Here is a 16215-nt window from a genome sequence, read left to right on the forward strand (position 1 = left end):
GTCATCCGCGTTCGCCAACCAACCATTGCAGCTGCACTTCATGCTGGCCGCGATCATCAGTGACGAAGATCGTGCCTTCGCTGATCATTACATCCCACTTGATCACCCTTGGCATATCCTTGGCCAAAACCTCGAGAATTTCCTGCGGTACGGCGGCGATATGCACGTTTTTCAGGTTATTGGCCACTGGCACCACCTTGCCTTCCCAGACGCGCAGGCTGCCGTAGGCCAGCAGGCTGGTGCGCTCGGTACGACGCGAGCACCAGGTCAGGCGGTCGGCATCGGGCTGGCCGACTTCGATCCAGTGTAGAACCCGATCATCCAGGCTTTTTTCCCACAGGGCAGGTTCGTCCACATCTGACAGGCCACGCCCGAACGCCAATTGCTCGTTGTAAAAGAGGGCGTAGGCCAGCAGGCGCACGGTCATGCGCTCTTCGGTTTCCGAAGGGTGGCGGGCGATGGTCTGTTTGACGCTCTCGTACACCGAACGGTCAAGGTCGGTGAGGTTGAGTTCGAATTTGTAGGTCGTGGACGGCTGGGCCATGAACGGGCTTCTAGAGACAGGGAAAGGCGGCCAGTCTAACCGATGGCGAGGTCATTCAACGAATCCTGCGCTGCATCATGCTTATCCCTGGCCGGCTCGCCTATGTTAAAAGGCATCACACACCTGTTCTGCGCCTGAAAGGATCCTCATGTCGTTTAATGCCAAACCGCTTGCCGGCCTGAAAGTCATCGAACTCGGCACCTTGATCGCCGGCCCTTTCGCTTCCCGCATCTGTGCCGAATTCGGCGCCGAGGTGATCAAGGTCGAATCCCCGGATGGCGGCGACCCGCTGCGCAAATGGCGCAAGCTGTATGAAGGCACCTCGCTGTGGTGGTTCGTGCAGGCGCGCAACAAAAAGTCGCTGACGTTGAACCTCAAGCACCCGGACGGCCTGGCCATTCTCAAGCAACTGCTGGCCGACGCCGACATCCTCATCGAAAACTTCCGCCCCGGCGTGCTGGAGAAACTCGGCCTGAGCTGGGAAACCTTGCACGCCCTCAACCCGAAATTGGTCATGGTGCGCCTCTCGGGCTTCGGCCAGACCGGGCCGATGAAAGACCAGCCGGGTTTTGGCGCGGTGGGCGAATCCATGGGCGGGCTGCGCTATATCACCGGTTTCGAGGATCGCCCGCCAGTGCGCACCGGCATTTCCATCGGCGACTCCATCGCGGCCTTGTGGGCGGTGATCGGTGCACTGATGGCACTGCGTCATCGCGAGGTCAACGGCGGCATGGGCCAGGTGGTGGATGTGGCGCTGTATGAAGCCATCTTCGCCATGATGGAAAGCATGATTCCCGAATTCGACGTGTTCGGGTTTATTCGCGAGCGCACCGGCAACATCATGCCTGGTATTACGCCATCGTCGATCCACACCAGTGCGGACGGCAAGCATGTGCAGATCGGCGCCAATGGCGATGCGATCTTCAAGCGCTTCATGAGCGCCATCGGTCGCGAGGACCTGGCGAACGATCCGACGCTGGCCAGTAATGATGGCCGTGATAGCCGCCGCGATGAGCTGTACGGGGTGATTGATCGCTGGGTGAACTCGCTGTCGCTCGACGAGGTGATGACGCAACTGCACAAGGCCGAAGTGCCCGCCAGCCGGATCTACAGCGCCGAAGACATGCTCGGCGACCCGCAATTCCTGGCGCGAGAGATGTTCCTCAAGGCGCAGTTGCCAGGCGGCAAGGACTTCAAGATGCCCGGCATCGTGCCCAAGCTGTCGGATACCCCCGGCAGCTGCGAGTGGGTCGGGCCACAGTTGGGCGAACATAACAGCGTGGTACTGGGTGAGTTGGGATACGACGCCAACGCCATTGCCCGCTTGCGCGAGGAAGGCGCGATCTGATGCCCCCTCGGTACAAACGCTGGTCCCTTCAGTTGGGCCTCGTCGCCGTGATGTTCGGTGGCTGGCCCGCGTTTGCGCATGCCGAGGACACGGTGATCTGGTTACTGCGCGACTTGCCGCCGCTGACCATTTTCGAAGGGCCGGGCAAAGGCCAGGGCGCGCTTGACCAGTTGCTGCCGATATTGATCGAGCGTTTGTCGGAATATCGACACCAGGTGCTGCACGTCAATCGCGCACGCGGTATGCAGATGTTGCGCGAGCCTACGCTCACCTGCGATCCATCGCTGTTGTGGACGGCGGAGCGCGCCAGGTACGTGGTGTTTTCCGACAAGGCGTTTGTGGTGGTCAGCAATGGCATCACGATACGGCGCAGCCAGCAGGAGGCAATGGCGGCGTTTATCGTCGATGGCCAGTTCGACCTGCAAGCCTTTCTCAATGCCCAGAAAACGCGGGTGGGCGCGATTGCGGAACGCAGCTATGGCGCCGTTATCGACGAGCGGCTGAAACAGGCCGACGCGCATAAGCTGGCGCTGCATTACGGCAACGATGCCCTGGGCAGCCTGTTGCAGATGCAGCGCCTGGGACGGCTGGAGGCGGTGCTGGGTTATTGGCCGGAGATCCGCTACCACGCGATGCAACAGGGGATCGCGGCTGACGATCTGAGCTTCTACCCTATCCGAGGCACCTCGCCTTACCAGCGCACGTACATCGGCTGCTCGAATACGCCCCAGGGGCATCAGGTCATTGAGCGGATCAACCGGCTGCTGCCCGACATCCCCCAGGAGCAGGTGCAGCAGTCCTATGCCACCTGGCTCGACCCGCTCATGCGCGAGCAGTACCTGCGGGATAACCCGAGTTTCTTCCAGGACTCGCCCCAGCCCTGACAAATCGCGGGCAAAAAGAAACCCCGAAGCGTGGGGAGACACTTCAGGGTTAACCGTGGCCTACAAAAAGACCCGTACAACAAGGCACAAACACCGGAGCACAATGTTTGCTCTTGCTGTTACGAAATCTGACCGGCCATGCCGTAGGAAGTTTCCATCGATAAACAATTCTTCATGGGCGGGCGGCGTCGCGGGTCTGTGCGGCGTTGCGCAGGGCCGCGATGACGGAGGGCTCCAGGCGTCCTTCAGCAATTTTGATGTCGCGTAGCAGGCAGTCCACCAGATCCACCAGGACACGCTTATCCATCAGTTGCGCGCGGTCGACTTCGCGTTCGACCACGATAGCGCCGGCAGGGTTCTTAACGGTCACCAGGCACTCGTCCTGCACACCAGCGGTGGTCAACGTCACCTGATAAGGGCTCAGTGCCTCTTCGAGCAATAGGCTGATACTTTCCATCTCGATCACCACTCAATAGTTCGCAAACATTCTTGTAAACGGGAGCTGCATCTCTCCTAAGTGACTGGTTGTGACGTAGGAAAGTTCGCTTTTTCGTTTTTGCGGGGTTGCCAGGGGATGACGTCTCCAGCATGCGCTTGCAACATGACAGGCAAAAAACGGCGGCACATAAATGCTTACGCAACAGGCTGCTGTTTTGGGGATTGCCGGGGCGCCGAGGCTGAGGCTGAATCCTATACTCGATACGCGCTGGTCGCGCTGCGATGCAGATACAAGCGCATGTCAAAAGGCCCATATTGCGAAGGATAAATAGCGATGGCGGAACACAATGAACAGCAGCAGACGTCGACAGACAAAATGCACGCAGAGGTATCACGTATTTTTGCCGAGGTATCCCGGATGAATGCCGAGATATCCCGGATGAATGCCGAGCAAAACAAACTCTACGCAGAATCGCTGAAGATAACCTGTGAGACGTTCTGGTACCCAGTGGGTATCGCGACAGGCTTCTATGCCGCTGTGGGCACTGTAATAGTGGTCGCGCAGAAACTATTCTCGTAACGCGAGACAGGGCCTGCCAGAAACGAAAACGCCGCTGACCCAAGGAAGGGAAAGCGGCGTTTTTATCTTCGCGATTTGCCTTACAACGGCTTACCCCGATTGCCATGCTGGCTGACAAACGCCTGCACCGCCTTCAGATCATTGGCCAACACCGTGCAACGCTCTTCACGCTCGAACAGGTCGGCCAGATGCACCGGCAGCTCCAAGGCCTTGCCCACACCCGCCTTCTCCACCGCGTCCGGGAACTTGACCGGGTGCGCGGTACCGAGGATCACCATTGGAATATCCAGGCTGCGACGGCATTCGCGGGCGGCCTTCACACCAATGGCGGTGTGCGGGTCGAGCAGCTCGCCGGTCTGGGCATAGACTTCGGCGATGGTTTCGCAGGTTTGCGCATCATCCACGGCCAGGGAGTCGAACAGCTTGCGGGTTTCGGTCCAGCGCTCCTGCTCCACGCTGAAACCACCACCGCTCTTGAAGCTGTTCATCAGTTCGGCAATCGCCGCACCATTGCGACCGTGCATGTCGAACAGCAGGCGCTCGAAGTTCGACGACACCATGATGTCCATGGACGGCGACAGTGTGGCGTGCAGGGTTTCCTTGATGTACCCGTTGCCGCTCATGAAGCGGTGCAGGATGTCGTTGCGGTTGGTGGCGACGATCAACTGGTTGATCGGCAGGCCCATGTTGCGCGCCAGGTAACCGGCGAAGATATCGCCGAAGTTGCCGGTCGGCACCGAGAACGACACCGAACGCGCCGGCCCACCCAACTGCAGCGCAGCGTGGAAGTAGTAGACGATCTGGGCCATGATCCGCGCCCAGTTGATCGAGTTCACCGCCACCAGGCGCGTGCCGTTGAGGAAGCTCTGGTCGGCGAAGCTGTTCTTGACCATTTCCTGGCAGTCATCGAAGTTGCCTTCGATGGCGATGTTGTGGATGTTCTCGCCAAAAATGGTGGTCATCTGGCGACGCTGCACTTCCGACACGCGCTGGTGCGGGTGCAGGATGAAGATGTCGACGTTCTCGCAGTGCTTGCAGCCTTCGATGGCCGCCGAACCGGTATCACCGGAAGTGGCGCCCATGATCACCACGCGCTCGCCGCGCTTCTCCAGCACGTAGTCCAGCAGGCGACCCAGCAGTTGCAGGGCAAAGTCCTTGAAGGCCAGGGTCGGGCCGTGGAACAGCTCCAGCACCCATTCGTTGCCGTTCAGTTGACGCAACGGGGCAATGGCGCTGTGGGAAAACACGCCGTAGGTTTCTTCCAGGATCTTTTTGAAGTCCGCATCCGGAATACTGCCGCTGACGAACGGGCGCATCACTCGGAATGCCAGCTCGTGATACGGCAAGCCGGCCCAGGACGCGATTTCTTCCTGGGTGAAGCGTGGCAGGTTTTCCGGCACGTACAGGCCGCCGTCGGTGGCAAGGCCTGCCAGCAACACGTCTTCGAAATTCAGGGCCGGTGCCTGGCCGCGGGTGCTGATATAGCGCATAGGGGCAAACCTTCGGTTTGGGCTTCAAGCTTCAAGCTGCAAGCTGCAAGTTGAAGCGGTTCGGCTTTTACTTGCAGCTTGTAGCTTGGCACTTGCAGCTGAATTAATTGAGATGTTCGACGCGAATCCGGACGACCGGCCCAACTACGCCCTGGAGCGCTTCGAGAGCCTCGATGGCATCGTTGATACGCTGTTCGAGCACGCGGTGAGTCAGCAGGATCATCGGCACCTGGCCATTCTGCTCCTCGACTTCCTTCTGCATGATCGACTCGATGTTGATGCCGCGCTCCGACAGGATGCTGGCCACCTGGGCCAACACGCCTGGATGATCCTTGGCCTGGATGCGCAGGTAGTAGGCACTTTCACACGCTTCGATGGGCAGAATCGGGTGGGCCGACAGCGAATCCGGCTGGAAGGCCAGGTGCGGCACACGGTTTTCCGGGTCGCTGGTCATGGCGCGAACCACGTCCACCAGGTCGGCGATCACCGATGACGCGGTCGGCTCCATGCCGGCGCCGGCGCCGTAGAACAGGGTGGAACCGGCTGCATCACCGTTGACCATCACCGCGTTCATCACACCGTTGACGTTGGCGATCAGGCGGTCGGCCGGGATCAGCGTCGGGTGCACACGCAACTCGATACCGGCCGGAGTGCTACGCGCGACACCGAGGTGCTTGATGCGATAGCCCAGGGCTTCGGCATAGTTGACGTCGGCGGTGGTCAGCTTGGTGATGCCTTCGGTGTAGGCCTTATCGAACTGCAGCGGAATACCAAAGGCGATGGACGCCAGGATGGTCAGCTTGTGCGCGGCGTCGATACCTTCCACGTCAAAGGTCGGGTCGGCTTCGGCGTACCCCAGGGCCTGGGCTTCGGCCAGCACGTCTTCGAAGGTGCGGCCCTTCTCGCGCATTTCGGTGAGGATGAAGTTACCGGTGCCGTTGATGATGCCGGCCACCCAGTTGATACGGTTGGCGGACAAGCCTTCACGGATCGCCTTGATCACCGGGATACCGCCAGCCACCGCGGCTTCGAACGCGACGATCACGCCCTTCTCGCGGGCCTTGGCGAAAATCTCGTTGCCGTGCACGGCGATCAGCGCCTTGTTGGCGGTGACCACGTGCTTGCCGTTGTCGATGGCCTTGAGCACCAGCTCGCGGGCCACGGTGTAGCCGCCCACCAGCTCGATGACGATATCGATCTCCGGGTTGGTGGCCACGGCGAAGACATCGTTGGTCATCGCAATACCGGTCGTTTGGAACTGAGGCTTTGGCGAACGCGTGGCAATTTGTGCCACTTCAATTTCGCGCCCTGCACGGCGGGAAATTTCTTCAGCATTACGCTGAAGTACGTTGAAGGTGCCGCCACCGACGGTCCCTAATCCACAGATGCCTACTTTGACCGGTTTCACTGAAGAACTCCCCATGAAACGGCCGACGCGAGGTCGGCCGTGGAAAACTGCCGCACAACCGCGGCTCTCAATTAATGACCCGCCGACGGTTCGGCGGGTCATGATCGTCAAAGGCTCGACGATTAATGCTTACTTGGCACCCAGCGCCAGTTTGGCAACTTGCGGTGCCGGCTGATAGCCCGGAATCACTTGGCCGTCCGCCAAAACGATGGCCGGCGTACCGTTCACGCCAATCGACTGGCCCAACGCGAACTGCTTGGAAACCGGGTTGGCGCACTTGGCGGCCTTGATTTCCTTGCCGTCGACCATCTTGTCCATCGCGGCTTTCTTGTCGGCCGAGCACCATACCGCCTGCAACTGCTCATCACCCGGCGAGCCCAGGCCCTGGCGCGGGAACGCTACGTAGCGCACTTCCACGCCCAGCTTGTTCAACGCCGGCACTTCGGCGTGCAGCTTGTGGCAGTACGGGCAGGTGGTGTCGGTGAACACGGTGATATGGGTCTTGGTCTCGCCGATGGCCGGGTAAACCACGGTCTCGGCCACCGGGATACCGTTGATCAGCTTGGACACGCCCAGGCGCTCGGCTTTCTCGGTCAGGTTGACCGGCTTGCCATCCTTCAACTGGAACAGGTAGCCCTGAACGATGTACTGGCCGTCGGCACTGGCGTACAGCACGCGGCTGCCCTTGAGCTTGACTTCGTACAGGCCGGCCATGGGGCTTGCGCTGATGCTCTCGATCGGGGTGTCGAGCTGCAGGTTGGCCAGGCTCTTGCGAATGGTCTGCTCGGCGGCGTCATCGGCGACGGCAAAGGTGGAAACCAACGCAATGGCTGCGGCGGCAATAATCTGGGTCAAGCGCATGGGAACTCCTGAAGGCAGATGCAGGGACGGGGGGCTGAACACCGGTCTGAAAACACGGGCTGCAATCACGAGCCCGCCCATCCCCTTTGCTAACCGGCAAAGCCTACCACAGTTGGGCCGCAGGGCAGCCCGCAGCCGGATAAATTGGCGGTTTTCAGCCTCGCGGGTGGTGCTTGGCGTGCATATCCTGCAAACGTGCGCGCGCTACATGGGTGTATATCTGGGTTGTGGATAAGTCGCTGTGGCCGAGCAGCATTTGCACCACGCGCAAATCCGCGCCGTGATTGAGCAAATGCGTGGCGAATGCATGGCGCAAAGTATGGGGCGACAAACTCTTCCCGATCCCCGCAACCTTGGCCTGGTGCTTGATGCGATGCCAGAACGTCTGGCGGGTCATCTGCTCGCCACGCTGGCTGGGAAACAGCACGTCACTGGGGCGCCCGCCGAGCAACTCGCTACGCGCATCGCGCATGTAGCGCTCGACCCACACAATCGCCTCCTCCCCCATCGGCACCAGCCGCTCCTTGCTGCCCTTGCCCATCACCCGCAGCACGCCCTGGCGCAGATTGACTTGCTCCAGGGTCAGGCTGATCAGCTCGGTGACCCGCAGGCCGCAGGCGTACAACACTTCCAGCATGGCGCGGTCGCGCTGGCCGATGGCTTCGCTGAGGTCGGGGGCGGCAAGCAAGGCATCGACGTCGGCTTCCGACAGGGACTTTGGCAATGGTCTGCCGAGTTGCGGCATATCGATTTGCAGGGTGGGGTCGAGGGCGATCAGTTTCTCACGCAGCAAATAGCGATAAAACCCACGCACACCCGAGAGGAATCGCGCGGTGGAGCGTGGTTTGTAGTTGTGTTCCAGGCGCCAGGCCAGGTGATCGAGGATCAGCTCGCGGCCGGCATTGATCAGTTCAAGGTTTTTCTCCTGCAGCCAGCCGTTGAAAAGCGCCAGATCGCTGCGGTAGGCCTGACGGGTGTTGTCCGAGAGGCCTTTTTCCAGCCATAGGGCGTCGAGGAAGAGGTCGATCAAAGGATGGTCGATGGCGGGCATAGGCGCTCGAACAGGAAAGTGTGGGATTCAGGTAGATCCTATCTCGGACCTCAAATCGCGGGCACAAAAAAGCAGCCCGCAGGCTGCTTTTTTCTGCATCGGGAAGCTGGACTTAAGCCAGTTTTTCCTTGATGCGAGCTGCTTTACCGGACAGGTCACGCAGGTAGTACAGCTTGGCTTTACGTACGTCACCGCGACGCTTGACGGCCATGCTGTCGATTTGCGGGCTGTAGGTCTGGAAAGTACGCTCTACGCCAACACCGTTGGAGATTTTACGAACAGTGAAAGCACTGTTCACACCACGGTTACGCTTGGCGATTACCACGCCTTCGAACGCTTGCAGACGCGAACGGTCGCCTTCCTTCACTTTCACCTGAACGACAATGGTGTCGCCCGGGGCAAAGGTAGGGATCTCTTTGGTCATCTGCTCTGCTTCGAGTGCAAGGATGATTTTGTTAGTCATGCTGTGCTCCTAAGGTAAGTCAATGGACCTACCATCGATACGTTGTTAACTATCGTCCCGCGCGAGGATGTATTCCTCGAGCAGCTTCTTCTCTTCTCCAGAAAGCGAGCGGCTTTCCAGAAGATCGGCGCGTCGTTCATAGGTCCGACCAAGGGACTGCTGTAAACGCCAACGCCGGATGTGTGCGTGATTGCCACTTAGCAATACGTCGGGAACACGCTGATCCGCATACACCTCCGGACGGGTGTAGTGCGGGCAATCCAGCAAACCATCCGTGAAGGAATCTTCCTCCGCGGAGTCCGCATGCCCTAAAGCTCCAGGCAGCAGTCGTGTAACCGCATCTATCAGGACCATCGCCGGCAGCTCGCCGCCAGACAGGACATAGTCCCCAATCGACCACTCTTCATCGACATGAGCTTCAATAAAACGCTCGTCAATGCCTTCATAGCGACCGGCAATCAGGATCAGTGCTTCCTCATTCACCAGTTCGCGTACCGCCGCCTGTTTCAGCTGACGGCCTTGAGGGGACAGGTAAATCACCTTCGCCTTCTCCCCGGCGGCGACCTTGGCCTGGGCCAACGCGTCTTCCAGGGGCTTGATCTTCATCACCATGCCCGGACCACCGCCAAATGGGCGATCGTCTACAGTGTGATGTCGATCCGTCGTGTAGTCTCGCGGGTTCCAACAGGTGAGCTGCAACAGCCCCTGTTTCACCGCCCGACTGGTGATGCCGTACTCGCCGATGGCGGAAAACATCTCGGGAAACAAACTGATCACTTCAATGCGCAAATTAGCCACGCTTAGAAGTCCGCGTCCCATTCCACCTTCATCTCACCCGCGACCAGGTCGACGGCCAACACGCATTGCTCGGTATAGGGCAACAGGCGTTCGCGATCATCCAGGCTGCCAGCGCAAGGCTTGACCACCATGACATCATTGGCGCCGGTTTCCAGAAGATGATCGATTTTCCCGAACAATTGCCCGAGTTGATCGATAACCTTCAGACCTTCCAGCTGGTACCAGTAGTACTCGCCGTCGGTCAATTCAGGGAACAGGTTACGCGGCACGCAGATCTCATAACCGGCCAGAAGACGCGCTTCTTCACGATCATCGAGACCCTTGAGCTTTGCGACCAGGAACTTATCGCTCCCGCGTCCACTGACCAGCTCGACCTGTTTCACACTCCCTTCGCGCTTGAGCGTCCAGGTCTTGTACTGCAACAGGTTTTCAGTCGGATCCGTAAAGGAATACACCTTCACTTCGCCGCGAACGCCATGAACAGAGTAAATCTTGCCGATAACGATCAAATCATCAGCAACCGCTGGCGTCGCGTTCATATTGCTCAGGCTGCGGCCTTAGCCGAGTCCTTCAACAGTTTTGCAACGCGCTCGGATGGCTGTGCACCAACGCTCAGCCAGTAGGCTACGCGCTCTTGGTTCACGGACAGACGAACTTCTTGACCACGAGCAACAGGGTTGAAGAAACCAACCTGTTCCTTGTGCGAACCGTCGCGCGGGTTGCGGCTGTCGGTTACGGTCAAGTGGTAAAACGGGCGCTTTTTGGAGCCGCCAAGGGCAAGACGGATTGTTAGCATGTGAACATCGTTCCTGTAGTCGGTGCTGCAAATCTAAATGCACAGCGGGCATAGGTGCCCGAAAGGCCGCATATTCTAAGGAATATCCGGACTTTTGCAAATGTCTTTTTCTGGCGCCTGACCGCGTGCCACTCAGATCTGCTATAGAGCCGTCGGTTAAAACGGCAGGTCAGCCCCCGCCAACGGCGGGTTTGCTGGAGATCCCACATCCCTGTGGGTCGGAGCGCAAGCGAACTTGCGCTCGAATTCTTTACATCTTCGGCATGCCGCCGCCGGGCAACATACCGCCCATGCCGCGCATCATCTTGGCCATTCCGCCCTTGGCGGAGAATTTCTTCATCATCTTCTGCATCTGCTTGTGTTGCTTGATCAAGCGACCGATGTCCTGCACCTGGGTACCGGACCCCATGGCGATCCGACGCTTGCGCGAACCGCTGATCAGCTCAGGGTCGCGGCGCTCGGCCGGGGTCATGGAATTGATGATGGCTTCCATCTGCTTGAACTGTTTCTCTGCCGCACCCTGGGCATTGCCCATCTGCGCCAGGTTCACACCGCCGATGTTCGGCAGCTTGTCCATCAGGCCGCCGAGACCGCCCATGTTCTTCATCTGTTGCAGCTGGTCGCGGAAGTCTTCGAGGTCGAAGCCCTTGCCCTTCTTCAGCTTCTTGGCGAGCTTATCGGCCTTGTCCTTGTCGAGCGTCGCTTCGGCCTGTTCGATCAGGCTGAGCACGTCGCCCATGCCGAGGATACGCGAGGCGATACGCTCAGGGTGGAACGGTTCGAGCGCGTCGCTCTTCTCGCCCATACCGATGAACTTGATCGGCTTGCCGGTGATGGCACGCACCGACAGCGCGGCACCGCCACGGGCGTCGCCGTCGACCTTGGTGAGGATCACACCGGTCAGCGGCAGTGCATCACCAAAGGCCTTGGCGGTGTTGGCCGCATCCTGGCCGGTCATGGCATCGACCACGAACAGCGTCTCGACCGGGTTGATCGCGGCATGCAACGCCTTGATCTCGCCCATCATCTCTTCATCGATGTGCAGGCGACCGGCGGTGTCGACGATGACCACGTCGATGAACTTGAGCCTTGCTTCTTTAATAGCGGCGTTGGCGATGTCGACCGGCTTCTGGCTCAGATCCGACGGGAAGAAGGTTACGCCCACTTCGCCCGCGAGCATTTCCAGCTGCTTGATCGCCGCCGGACGATAGACGTCGGCAGACACCACCATCACGGACTTCTTCTTGCGCTCTTTAAGGAAGCGCGCCAGCTTGCCGGCGGTGGTGGTTTTACCCGCCCCCTGCAGACCGGCCATCAGTACGACGGCCGGCGGCACGGCGCTGAGGTTCAAATCTTCGTTGGCCGCGCCCATCAGGCTTTCGAGTTCGGCCTGGACAACCTTCACGAAGGCCTGGCCCGGGGTCAGGCTGCGGGACACTTCAGTGCCGACCGCACGCTCCTTGACCGAATTGACGAAGTCCTTGACCACGGGCAAGGCCACGTCGGCTTCCAGCAACGCCATGCGCACTTCGCGCAGGGTGTCTTTAATATTGTCCTCGGTCAGCTTGGCCTTGCCGGTAACGTGGCGCAGCGTCTGCGAGAGACGGTCAGTCAAGTTTTCAAACATGCGCGATCCTTTCAGGCCCTATTCATCGAAATGCATTGGTAGACCGAGGTAATGACGGCCCAGGCTGTGGTAAATCGCTATTAAAAACAGCGCTCGGCGAGCCTGCGGCGTGGGCAGGTCGCGGATTATAGCGAAGACTGCGCCCATGCACACCCGCTGTCTGGCCCGGGAGTCTTTCGTGCGACGCTGGTGTGTGCCAAACTCAGCGCCTTTCGGGCTTGCCTATCAGGATTTATGCTCCCTTTGCCACCCAGCTTGCTACCCAGTCTCGCCGCCGCCCTCTTGTATGCCGCTGCGACCCTCTACCAGGGCACCCGCCTGGCCCAATGCGCCAAGGCAGACAAACGCCTGCTGGCAGGCCTTGGCGTACTCGCCCTGCTGGCCCACGCGGCAAGCCTGTTCACCCACCTGATGACGCCGGTCGGCCTGGGCCTGGATTTTTTCAGCGCCGCCAGCCTGATCGCGGCCGCCGTGATCGCCCTGACGCTGATCGCCTGCACGCGCATCCCGGTGGAAAACCTTCTGGTACTGCTGTTCCCGCTGGGTATGCTCACGGTGCTGCTGGCGCAATTCGCCCCCACCGGCACGGTGCAGGTGATCGATGAAGAGCCGGGCATCCTTGCCCATATCCTGCTGTCGATCCTGGCCTACGGCATGTTCACCATCGCGGTGTTCCAGGCCCTGCTCCTGCTGGTGCAGGACCACCAGCTCAAACACAAGCACCCTTCCGGCCTGATCAAGAACTTCCCGCCGCTGCAAACCATGGAAAGCCTGCTGTTCGGCTTTCTATGGGCAGGCTGGACGCTGCTTTCGCTGTCGCTGATCTCCGGCTGGCTGTTCGTCGAAAACCTGTTTGCCCAGCACCTGGTGCACAAAACCCTGCTGGCATGCCTGGCCTGGATCGTGTTCAGCGTGCTGCTCTGGGGCCGCAATCGCCTCGGCTGGCGCGGCCACAAGGCAATCCGCTGGACCCTGGCCGGTTTCTGCCTGCTGATGCTGGCCTATTTCGGCAGCAAGCTGGTTCGCGAATACATCCTGCATATCTGACGGGCAACGATCATGGACAACTTGCCCCTTGGGCCGATGCTCGCCGTAATCGCCTTGCTGGTGTTATGGGCCGGGCTGTTTACCGCTATCGAAGCTGCCCAGCAACACCTGCTGGCCCTGCGCCCCGGAACGCGCCAAGGCGACAAGGCCGCTTCCCGCCTGAACTTCCCGCGCAACAGCCTGATCCTGTGCAACAGCCTGTGTCGCGCCGCCGTGGTGATTCTTTGTACCTTGCTGGCGATCTATGCCTGGGCGCAGAACGGCCCCTGGCTAGGCTGGCTGATTTCCTGCGCCGTGCTGCTGGTGCTGGCCGACTACCTGCCCCGCGCCCTGGCCACCCGCTATCCGCAGGCGGTACTCGGCTTTGGCAATACGTTGCTAGGCGTGCCGCTGAAAATCCTTTATCCCCTGGCCTGGCTGCTCAATGGCATCAGCCTGCTGTTATTGCGCCCGTTTGCACGCAAGCCCGGCGTGGTGAAAAAAAGCGACGAGCCGCTGCCCGAGCATGACGACGAAACCGACCGCGACGTCGACGACAACCGCACACCCGGCATGCCTGGCATCCACGCCCTGGACAACATCACGGTGAATGACATCCTGGTGCCGCGCAGCGAAGTGGATGGCATCAACCTGGACGACTCGATCGACGCGATCATCGAGCAACTGCGCGCCTCCCAGCACACGCGCCTGCCGGTGTTCCACAGTGATATCAACCAGGTCGAGGCCGTGCTGAACACGCGGCTGGTCCAGCATCTGCTGCCGGATGCCAGCCTGACCAAGGAAGCCTTGCTCGAGGCCTCCTACGAACCCTACTTCGTACCGGAAAGCACGCCCCTGCAACTGCAACTGCTGAACTTTCACAAACAGCAGCGACGCATGGGCATGGTGGTGGATGAATACGGCGAAGTACTGGGCATCGTCACCCTGGAAGACATCCTCGAAGAAATCGTCGGCGAATTCGAAAACGAGCAGAACACCGACAACCCGCTTATCGAAGCACAGCCGGACGGTCGCTACATCATTGACGGCGCCGCCTCGATCCGCGAATTGAACAAGAGCCTGAGCTGGCACCTGCCCAGCGACGGCCCCAAGACCCTCAACGGCCTGGTCACCGAAGCACTGGAAACCATTCCCGACTGCGCGGTGTGCCTGAAGATCGGCCGCTATCGCCTGGAAATACTCGAGACCGAGGACAACCGGGTCAGCAAGGTGCTGATCTGGCACACCAGCCGGATGCCGGCGGCCGGTTAATCCGCTTGTTGGTTCTGCAAACCCCTTCCTATAATCGGGGCGGCTTACCAGAGCCCCGCCCGACCGCGTGCTACCCGCACCAAACGCGTCCAGGCACCGCCTATCGTGTCTGACCGGTGCTCGCTCCCATCCCGAGCGGCCCCGTGTACACCCCTGATCCATGGGTGTTCGACCAATAATAATCCGCGTCCAAACGCGCAATGACCGTCAGGGATACCTCAATGAGCACCACCTATAACGAGACGGCAAGCGCCGCGCCGACCAACTCGACCGCACGGGTAGCCACCGCGAGCATCGTCGGCACGGCCATCGAGTTCTACGATTTCTATATCTACGCCACCGCTGCGGCCCTGGTGATCGGCCCGGTGTTCTTCCCGCAGACCTCCGGTACTGCACAGATGCTGGCGTCGTTCCTGACCTTCGGTATCGCCTTTATCGCCCGGCCGCTGGGCTCGGCGCTGTTCGGCCACTTTGGCGACCGCATCGGCCGCAAGTCGACGCTGGTGGCCTCGCTGCTGCTGATGGGCGTGTGCACCACCTTGATCGGCTTGCTCCCCGGTTATGACAGCATTGGGGCCTGGGCGCCGATCCTGTTGTGCGTGCTGCGTTTCGGCCAGGGCCTTGGCCTGGGCGGAGAATGGGGTGGCGCGGCGTTGCTGGCCACCGAGAATGCGCCCAAAGGCAAACGCGCCTGGTTCGGCATGTTCCCGCAACTGGGCCCATCGATTGGGTTCCTGGCGGCCAACGGCTTGTTCCTGATCCTGGCCATGAGCCTGAACGACGAGCAGTTCCGCAGCTGGGGCTGGCGTATCCCGTTCATCCTCAGTGCGGCATTGGTGATGGTCGGTCTATATGCGCGGCTGAAATTGCACGAAACCCCGGTGTTCGCCAATGCCGTGGCCAAAGAAGCGCCGGTGAAAGTGCCGTTGGTGGAGTTGTTCAGCCAGCATTGGCTGCCCGTGCTGCTGGGTGCCGCGTCGATGGTGGTGTGCTATGCGCTGTTCTACATCACCACGGCGTTTTCCCTGAGTTACGGCGTATCGACCCTGGGCTACAGCCGCGAGACCTTCCTTGCCCTGCTGTGCTTTGCGGTGCTGTTCATGGGGCTGGCCACACCGTTAGCGGCCTTGGCCAGCGATCGCTACGGGCGCAAACCGGTGCTGATCGTCGGCGCGATGCTCGCCATCCTGTCGGGTTTCACCATGGAGCCGCTGCTGACCCACGGTTCGACCTGGGCCGTGGCATTGTTCCTGGCGCTGGAGCTGTTCCTGATGGGGGTGACCTTTGCGCCGATGGGTGCATTGTTGCCGGAACTGTTCCCGACCCGCGTGCGTTATACCGGCGCGTCGGCGGCATATAACCTGGGTGGCATCGTCGGCGCTTCGGCGGCTCCATTCTTCGCGACCAAACTGGTGGCGATGGGTGGCCTGAGTTATGTCGGCGGGTATGTGTCGGCGGCAGCGCTGCTCAGCTTGATTGCCGTGCTGTGCCTGAAAGAGACGCGGGATAACGACCTGAACAAGGTCGCCTGAAAGCCCAACCCCCTGTAGGAGCGAGCTTGCTCGCGAAAAACTCAAGAACAACGCGTGCATCCAGAATGCGCGCGTTATCGTTGACTATCTTCGCGAG

Annotated in this window: 17 protein-coding genes; 6 read left to right on the plus strand and 11 right to left on the minus strand. The window is 60.2% G+C overall.

The window, feature by feature from the left end:
* Position 1: 1 nt before the first annotated feature.
* Positions 2-544: a YaeQ family protein gene (locus AB4O05_RS27060; protein WP_032890801.1), complete on the minus strand. Its 543-nt coding sequence runs from the start codon at positions 542-544 to the stop codon at positions 2-4.
* Between the two features lie 148 nt (positions 545-692).
* Here AB4O05_RS27060 and AB4O05_RS27065 point away from each other — a divergent pair, with 148 nt between their 5' ends.
* Together AB4O05_RS27065 and AB4O05_RS27070 are read left to right on the plus strand one after the other, a co-directional pair.
* Complete coding sequence (locus tag AB4O05_RS27065) at positions 693-1892, plus strand: CaiB/BaiF CoA transferase family protein (protein ID WP_460134261.1); 1200 nt, start codon at positions 693-695, stop codon at positions 1890-1892.
* Positions 1892-2776: a TIGR02285 family protein gene (locus AB4O05_RS27070; protein WP_460134259.1), complete on the plus strand. Its 885-nt coding sequence runs from the start codon at positions 1892-1894 to the stop codon at positions 2774-2776. Before AB4O05_RS27065 ends, AB4O05_RS27070 begins: the two co-directional genes overlap by 1 nt.
* Positions 2777-2948: 172 nt before the next feature.
* Here AB4O05_RS27070 and AB4O05_RS27075 read toward each other — a convergent pair whose 3' ends face one another.
* Positions 2949-3233 (minus strand): DUF3509 domain-containing protein, encoded by a 285-nt coding sequence (locus tag AB4O05_RS27075; protein ID WP_460134257.1) that lies wholly within the window; start codon positions 3231-3233, stop codon positions 2949-2951.
* A gap of 315 nt (positions 3234-3548) precedes the next feature.
* Here AB4O05_RS27075 and AB4O05_RS27080 point away from each other — a divergent pair, with 315 nt between their 5' ends.
* Positions 3549-3794, plus strand: a complete 246-nt coding sequence (locus AB4O05_RS27080) for a hypothetical protein (RefSeq protein ID WP_460134255.1) — start codon at positions 3549-3551, stop codon at positions 3792-3794.
* 80 nt (positions 3795-3874) lie between these two features.
* Here AB4O05_RS27080 and thrC read toward each other — a convergent pair whose 3' ends face one another.
* From thrC to ffh, 9 genes are all read right to left on the minus strand, one after another.
* Positions 3875-5284 carry a threonine synthase gene (gene thrC, locus AB4O05_RS27085; protein ID WP_460134254.1) on the minus strand — a complete coding sequence of 470 codons (1410 nt, stop codon included), beginning with the start codon at positions 5282-5284 and terminating at the stop codon, positions 3875-3877.
* 103 nt (positions 5285-5387) lie between these two features.
* Positions 5388-6692, minus strand: coding sequence for a homoserine dehydrogenase (locus AB4O05_RS27090; RefSeq protein ID WP_460134253.1), 1305 nt, complete (start codon positions 6690-6692; stop codon positions 5388-5390).
* Positions 6693-6821: 129 nt separating this feature from the next.
* Positions 6822-7553 carry a thioredoxin fold domain-containing protein gene (locus AB4O05_RS27095; RefSeq protein WP_027605460.1) on the minus strand — a complete coding sequence of 244 codons (732 nt, stop codon included), beginning with the start codon at positions 7551-7553 and terminating at the stop codon, positions 6822-6824.
* A 154-nt stretch (positions 7554-7707) separates the two neighbouring features.
* Positions 7708-8604 (minus strand): site-specific tyrosine recombinase XerD, encoded by an 897-nt coding sequence (gene xerD, locus AB4O05_RS27100; RefSeq protein WP_460134251.1) that lies wholly within the window; start codon positions 8602-8604, stop codon positions 7708-7710.
* Positions 8605-8716: 112 nt separating this feature from the next.
* On the minus strand, positions 8717-9067 hold the full coding sequence (rplS, locus tag AB4O05_RS27105; RefSeq protein WP_003175895.1) for a 50S ribosomal protein L19: 351 nt from the start codon (positions 9065-9067) through the stop codon (positions 8717-8719).
* 45 nt (positions 9068-9112) lie between these two features.
* A complete protein-coding gene (gene trmD, locus AB4O05_RS27110; protein WP_460134249.1) occupies positions 9113-9886 on the minus strand; it encodes a tRNA (guanosine(37)-N1)-methyltransferase TrmD in 774 nt (257 codons plus the stop codon).
* The gene (rimM, locus tag AB4O05_RS27115) at positions 9868-10404 is read right to left on the minus strand and encodes a ribosome maturation factor RimM (RefSeq protein ID WP_024077236.1); all 537 of its coding nucleotides are present in this window, start codon (positions 10402-10404) and stop codon (positions 9868-9870) included. Before rimM ends, trmD begins: the two co-directional genes overlap by 19 nt.
* A gap of 5 nt (positions 10405-10409) precedes the next feature.
* Positions 10410-10661 carry a 30S ribosomal protein S16 gene (gene rpsP, locus AB4O05_RS27120; RefSeq protein WP_003175899.1) on the minus strand — a complete coding sequence of 84 codons (252 nt, stop codon included), beginning with the start codon at positions 10659-10661 and terminating at the stop codon, positions 10410-10412.
* 250 nt (positions 10662-10911) lie between these two features.
* Positions 10912-12288, minus strand: coding sequence for a signal recognition particle protein (gene ffh, locus AB4O05_RS27125; protein WP_460134247.1), 1377 nt, complete (start codon positions 12286-12288; stop codon positions 10912-10914).
* 234 nt (positions 12289-12522) lie between these two features.
* On the opposite strand from ffh, the gene AB4O05_RS27130 reads away from it, so the two are divergent.
* The 3 genes from AB4O05_RS27130 to AB4O05_RS27140 all read left to right on the plus strand — a co-directional run bounded on the left by AB4O05_RS27130 (position 12523) and on the right by AB4O05_RS27140 (position 16118).
* The gene (locus AB4O05_RS27130; RefSeq protein ID WP_460134246.1) at positions 12523-13335 is read left to right on the plus strand and encodes a cytochrome C assembly family protein; all 813 of its coding nucleotides are present in this window, start codon (positions 12523-12525) and stop codon (positions 13333-13335) included.
* A 12-nt stretch (positions 13336-13347) separates the two neighbouring features.
* Complete coding sequence (locus AB4O05_RS27135; protein WP_460134243.1) at positions 13348-14586, plus strand: transporter associated domain-containing protein; 1239 nt, start codon at positions 13348-13350, stop codon at positions 14584-14586.
* Positions 14587-14807: 221 nt separating this feature from the next.
* The gene (locus AB4O05_RS27140; protein WP_460134241.1) at positions 14808-16118 is read left to right on the plus strand and encodes an MFS transporter; all 1311 of its coding nucleotides are present in this window, start codon (positions 14808-14810) and stop codon (positions 16116-16118) included.
* Positions 16119-16215: the final 97 nt, after the last annotated feature.

It is taken from the genome of Pseudomonas sp. S1_G07 (genome assembly GCF_054668565.1).

What these genes read in the sequence shown, in the direction of transcription:
- AB4O05_RS27060 (WP_032890801.1), bottom strand. Translation starts at nt 544, where the DNA reads ATGGCCCAGCCGTCCACGACCTACAAATTCGAACTCAACCTCACCGAC.
- AB4O05_RS27065 (WP_460134261.1), top strand. Translation starts at nt 693, where the DNA reads ATGTCGTTTAATGCCAAACCGCTTGCCGGCCTGAAAGTCATCGAACTC.
- AB4O05_RS27070 (WP_460134259.1), top strand. Translation starts at nt 1,892, where the DNA reads ATGCCCCCTCGGTACAAACGCTGGTCCCTTCAGTTGGGCCTCGTCGCC.
- AB4O05_RS27075 (WP_460134257.1), bottom strand. Translation starts at nt 3,233, where the DNA reads ATGGAAAGTATCAGCCTATTGCTCGAAGAGGCACTGAGCCCTTATCAG.
- AB4O05_RS27080 (WP_460134255.1), top strand. Translation starts at nt 3,549, where the DNA reads ATGGCGGAACACAATGAACAGCAGCAGACGTCGACAGACAAAATGCAC.
- thrC (WP_460134254.1), bottom strand. Translation starts at nt 5,284, where the DNA reads ATGCGCTATATCAGCACCCGCGGCCAGGCACCGGCCCTGAATTTCGAA.
- AB4O05_RS27095 (WP_027605460.1), bottom strand. Translation starts at nt 7,553, where the DNA reads ATGCGCTTGACCCAGATTATTGCCGCCGCAGCCATTGCGTTGGTTTCC.
- xerD (WP_460134251.1), bottom strand. Translation starts at nt 8,604, where the DNA reads ATGCCCGCCATCGACCATCCTTTGATCGACCTCTTCCTCGACGCCCTA.
- rplS (WP_003175895.1), bottom strand. Translation starts at nt 9,067, where the DNA reads ATGACTAACAAAATCATCCTTGCACTCGAAGCAGAGCAGATGACCAAA.
- trmD (WP_460134249.1), bottom strand. Translation starts at nt 9,886, where the DNA reads ATGGGACGCGGACTTCTAAGCGTGGCTAATTTGCGCATTGAAGTGATC.
- rimM (WP_024077236.1), bottom strand. Translation starts at nt 10,404, where the DNA reads ATGAACGCGACGCCAGCGGTTGCTGATGATTTGATCGTTATCGGCAAG.
- rpsP (WP_003175899.1), bottom strand. Translation starts at nt 10,661, where the DNA reads ATGCTAACAATCCGTCTTGCCCTTGGCGGCTCCAAAAAGCGCCCGTTT.
- ffh (WP_460134247.1), bottom strand. Translation starts at nt 12,288, where the DNA reads ATGTTTGAAAACTTGACTGACCGTCTCTCGCAGACGCTGCGCCACGTT.
- AB4O05_RS27130 (WP_460134246.1), top strand. Translation starts at nt 12,523, where the DNA reads ATGCTCCCTTTGCCACCCAGCTTGCTACCCAGTCTCGCCGCCGCCCTC.
- AB4O05_RS27135 (WP_460134243.1), top strand. Translation starts at nt 13,348, where the DNA reads ATGGACAACTTGCCCCTTGGGCCGATGCTCGCCGTAATCGCCTTGCTG.
- AB4O05_RS27140 (WP_460134241.1), top strand. Translation starts at nt 14,808, where the DNA reads ATGAGCACCACCTATAACGAGACGGCAAGCGCCGCGCCGACCAACTCG.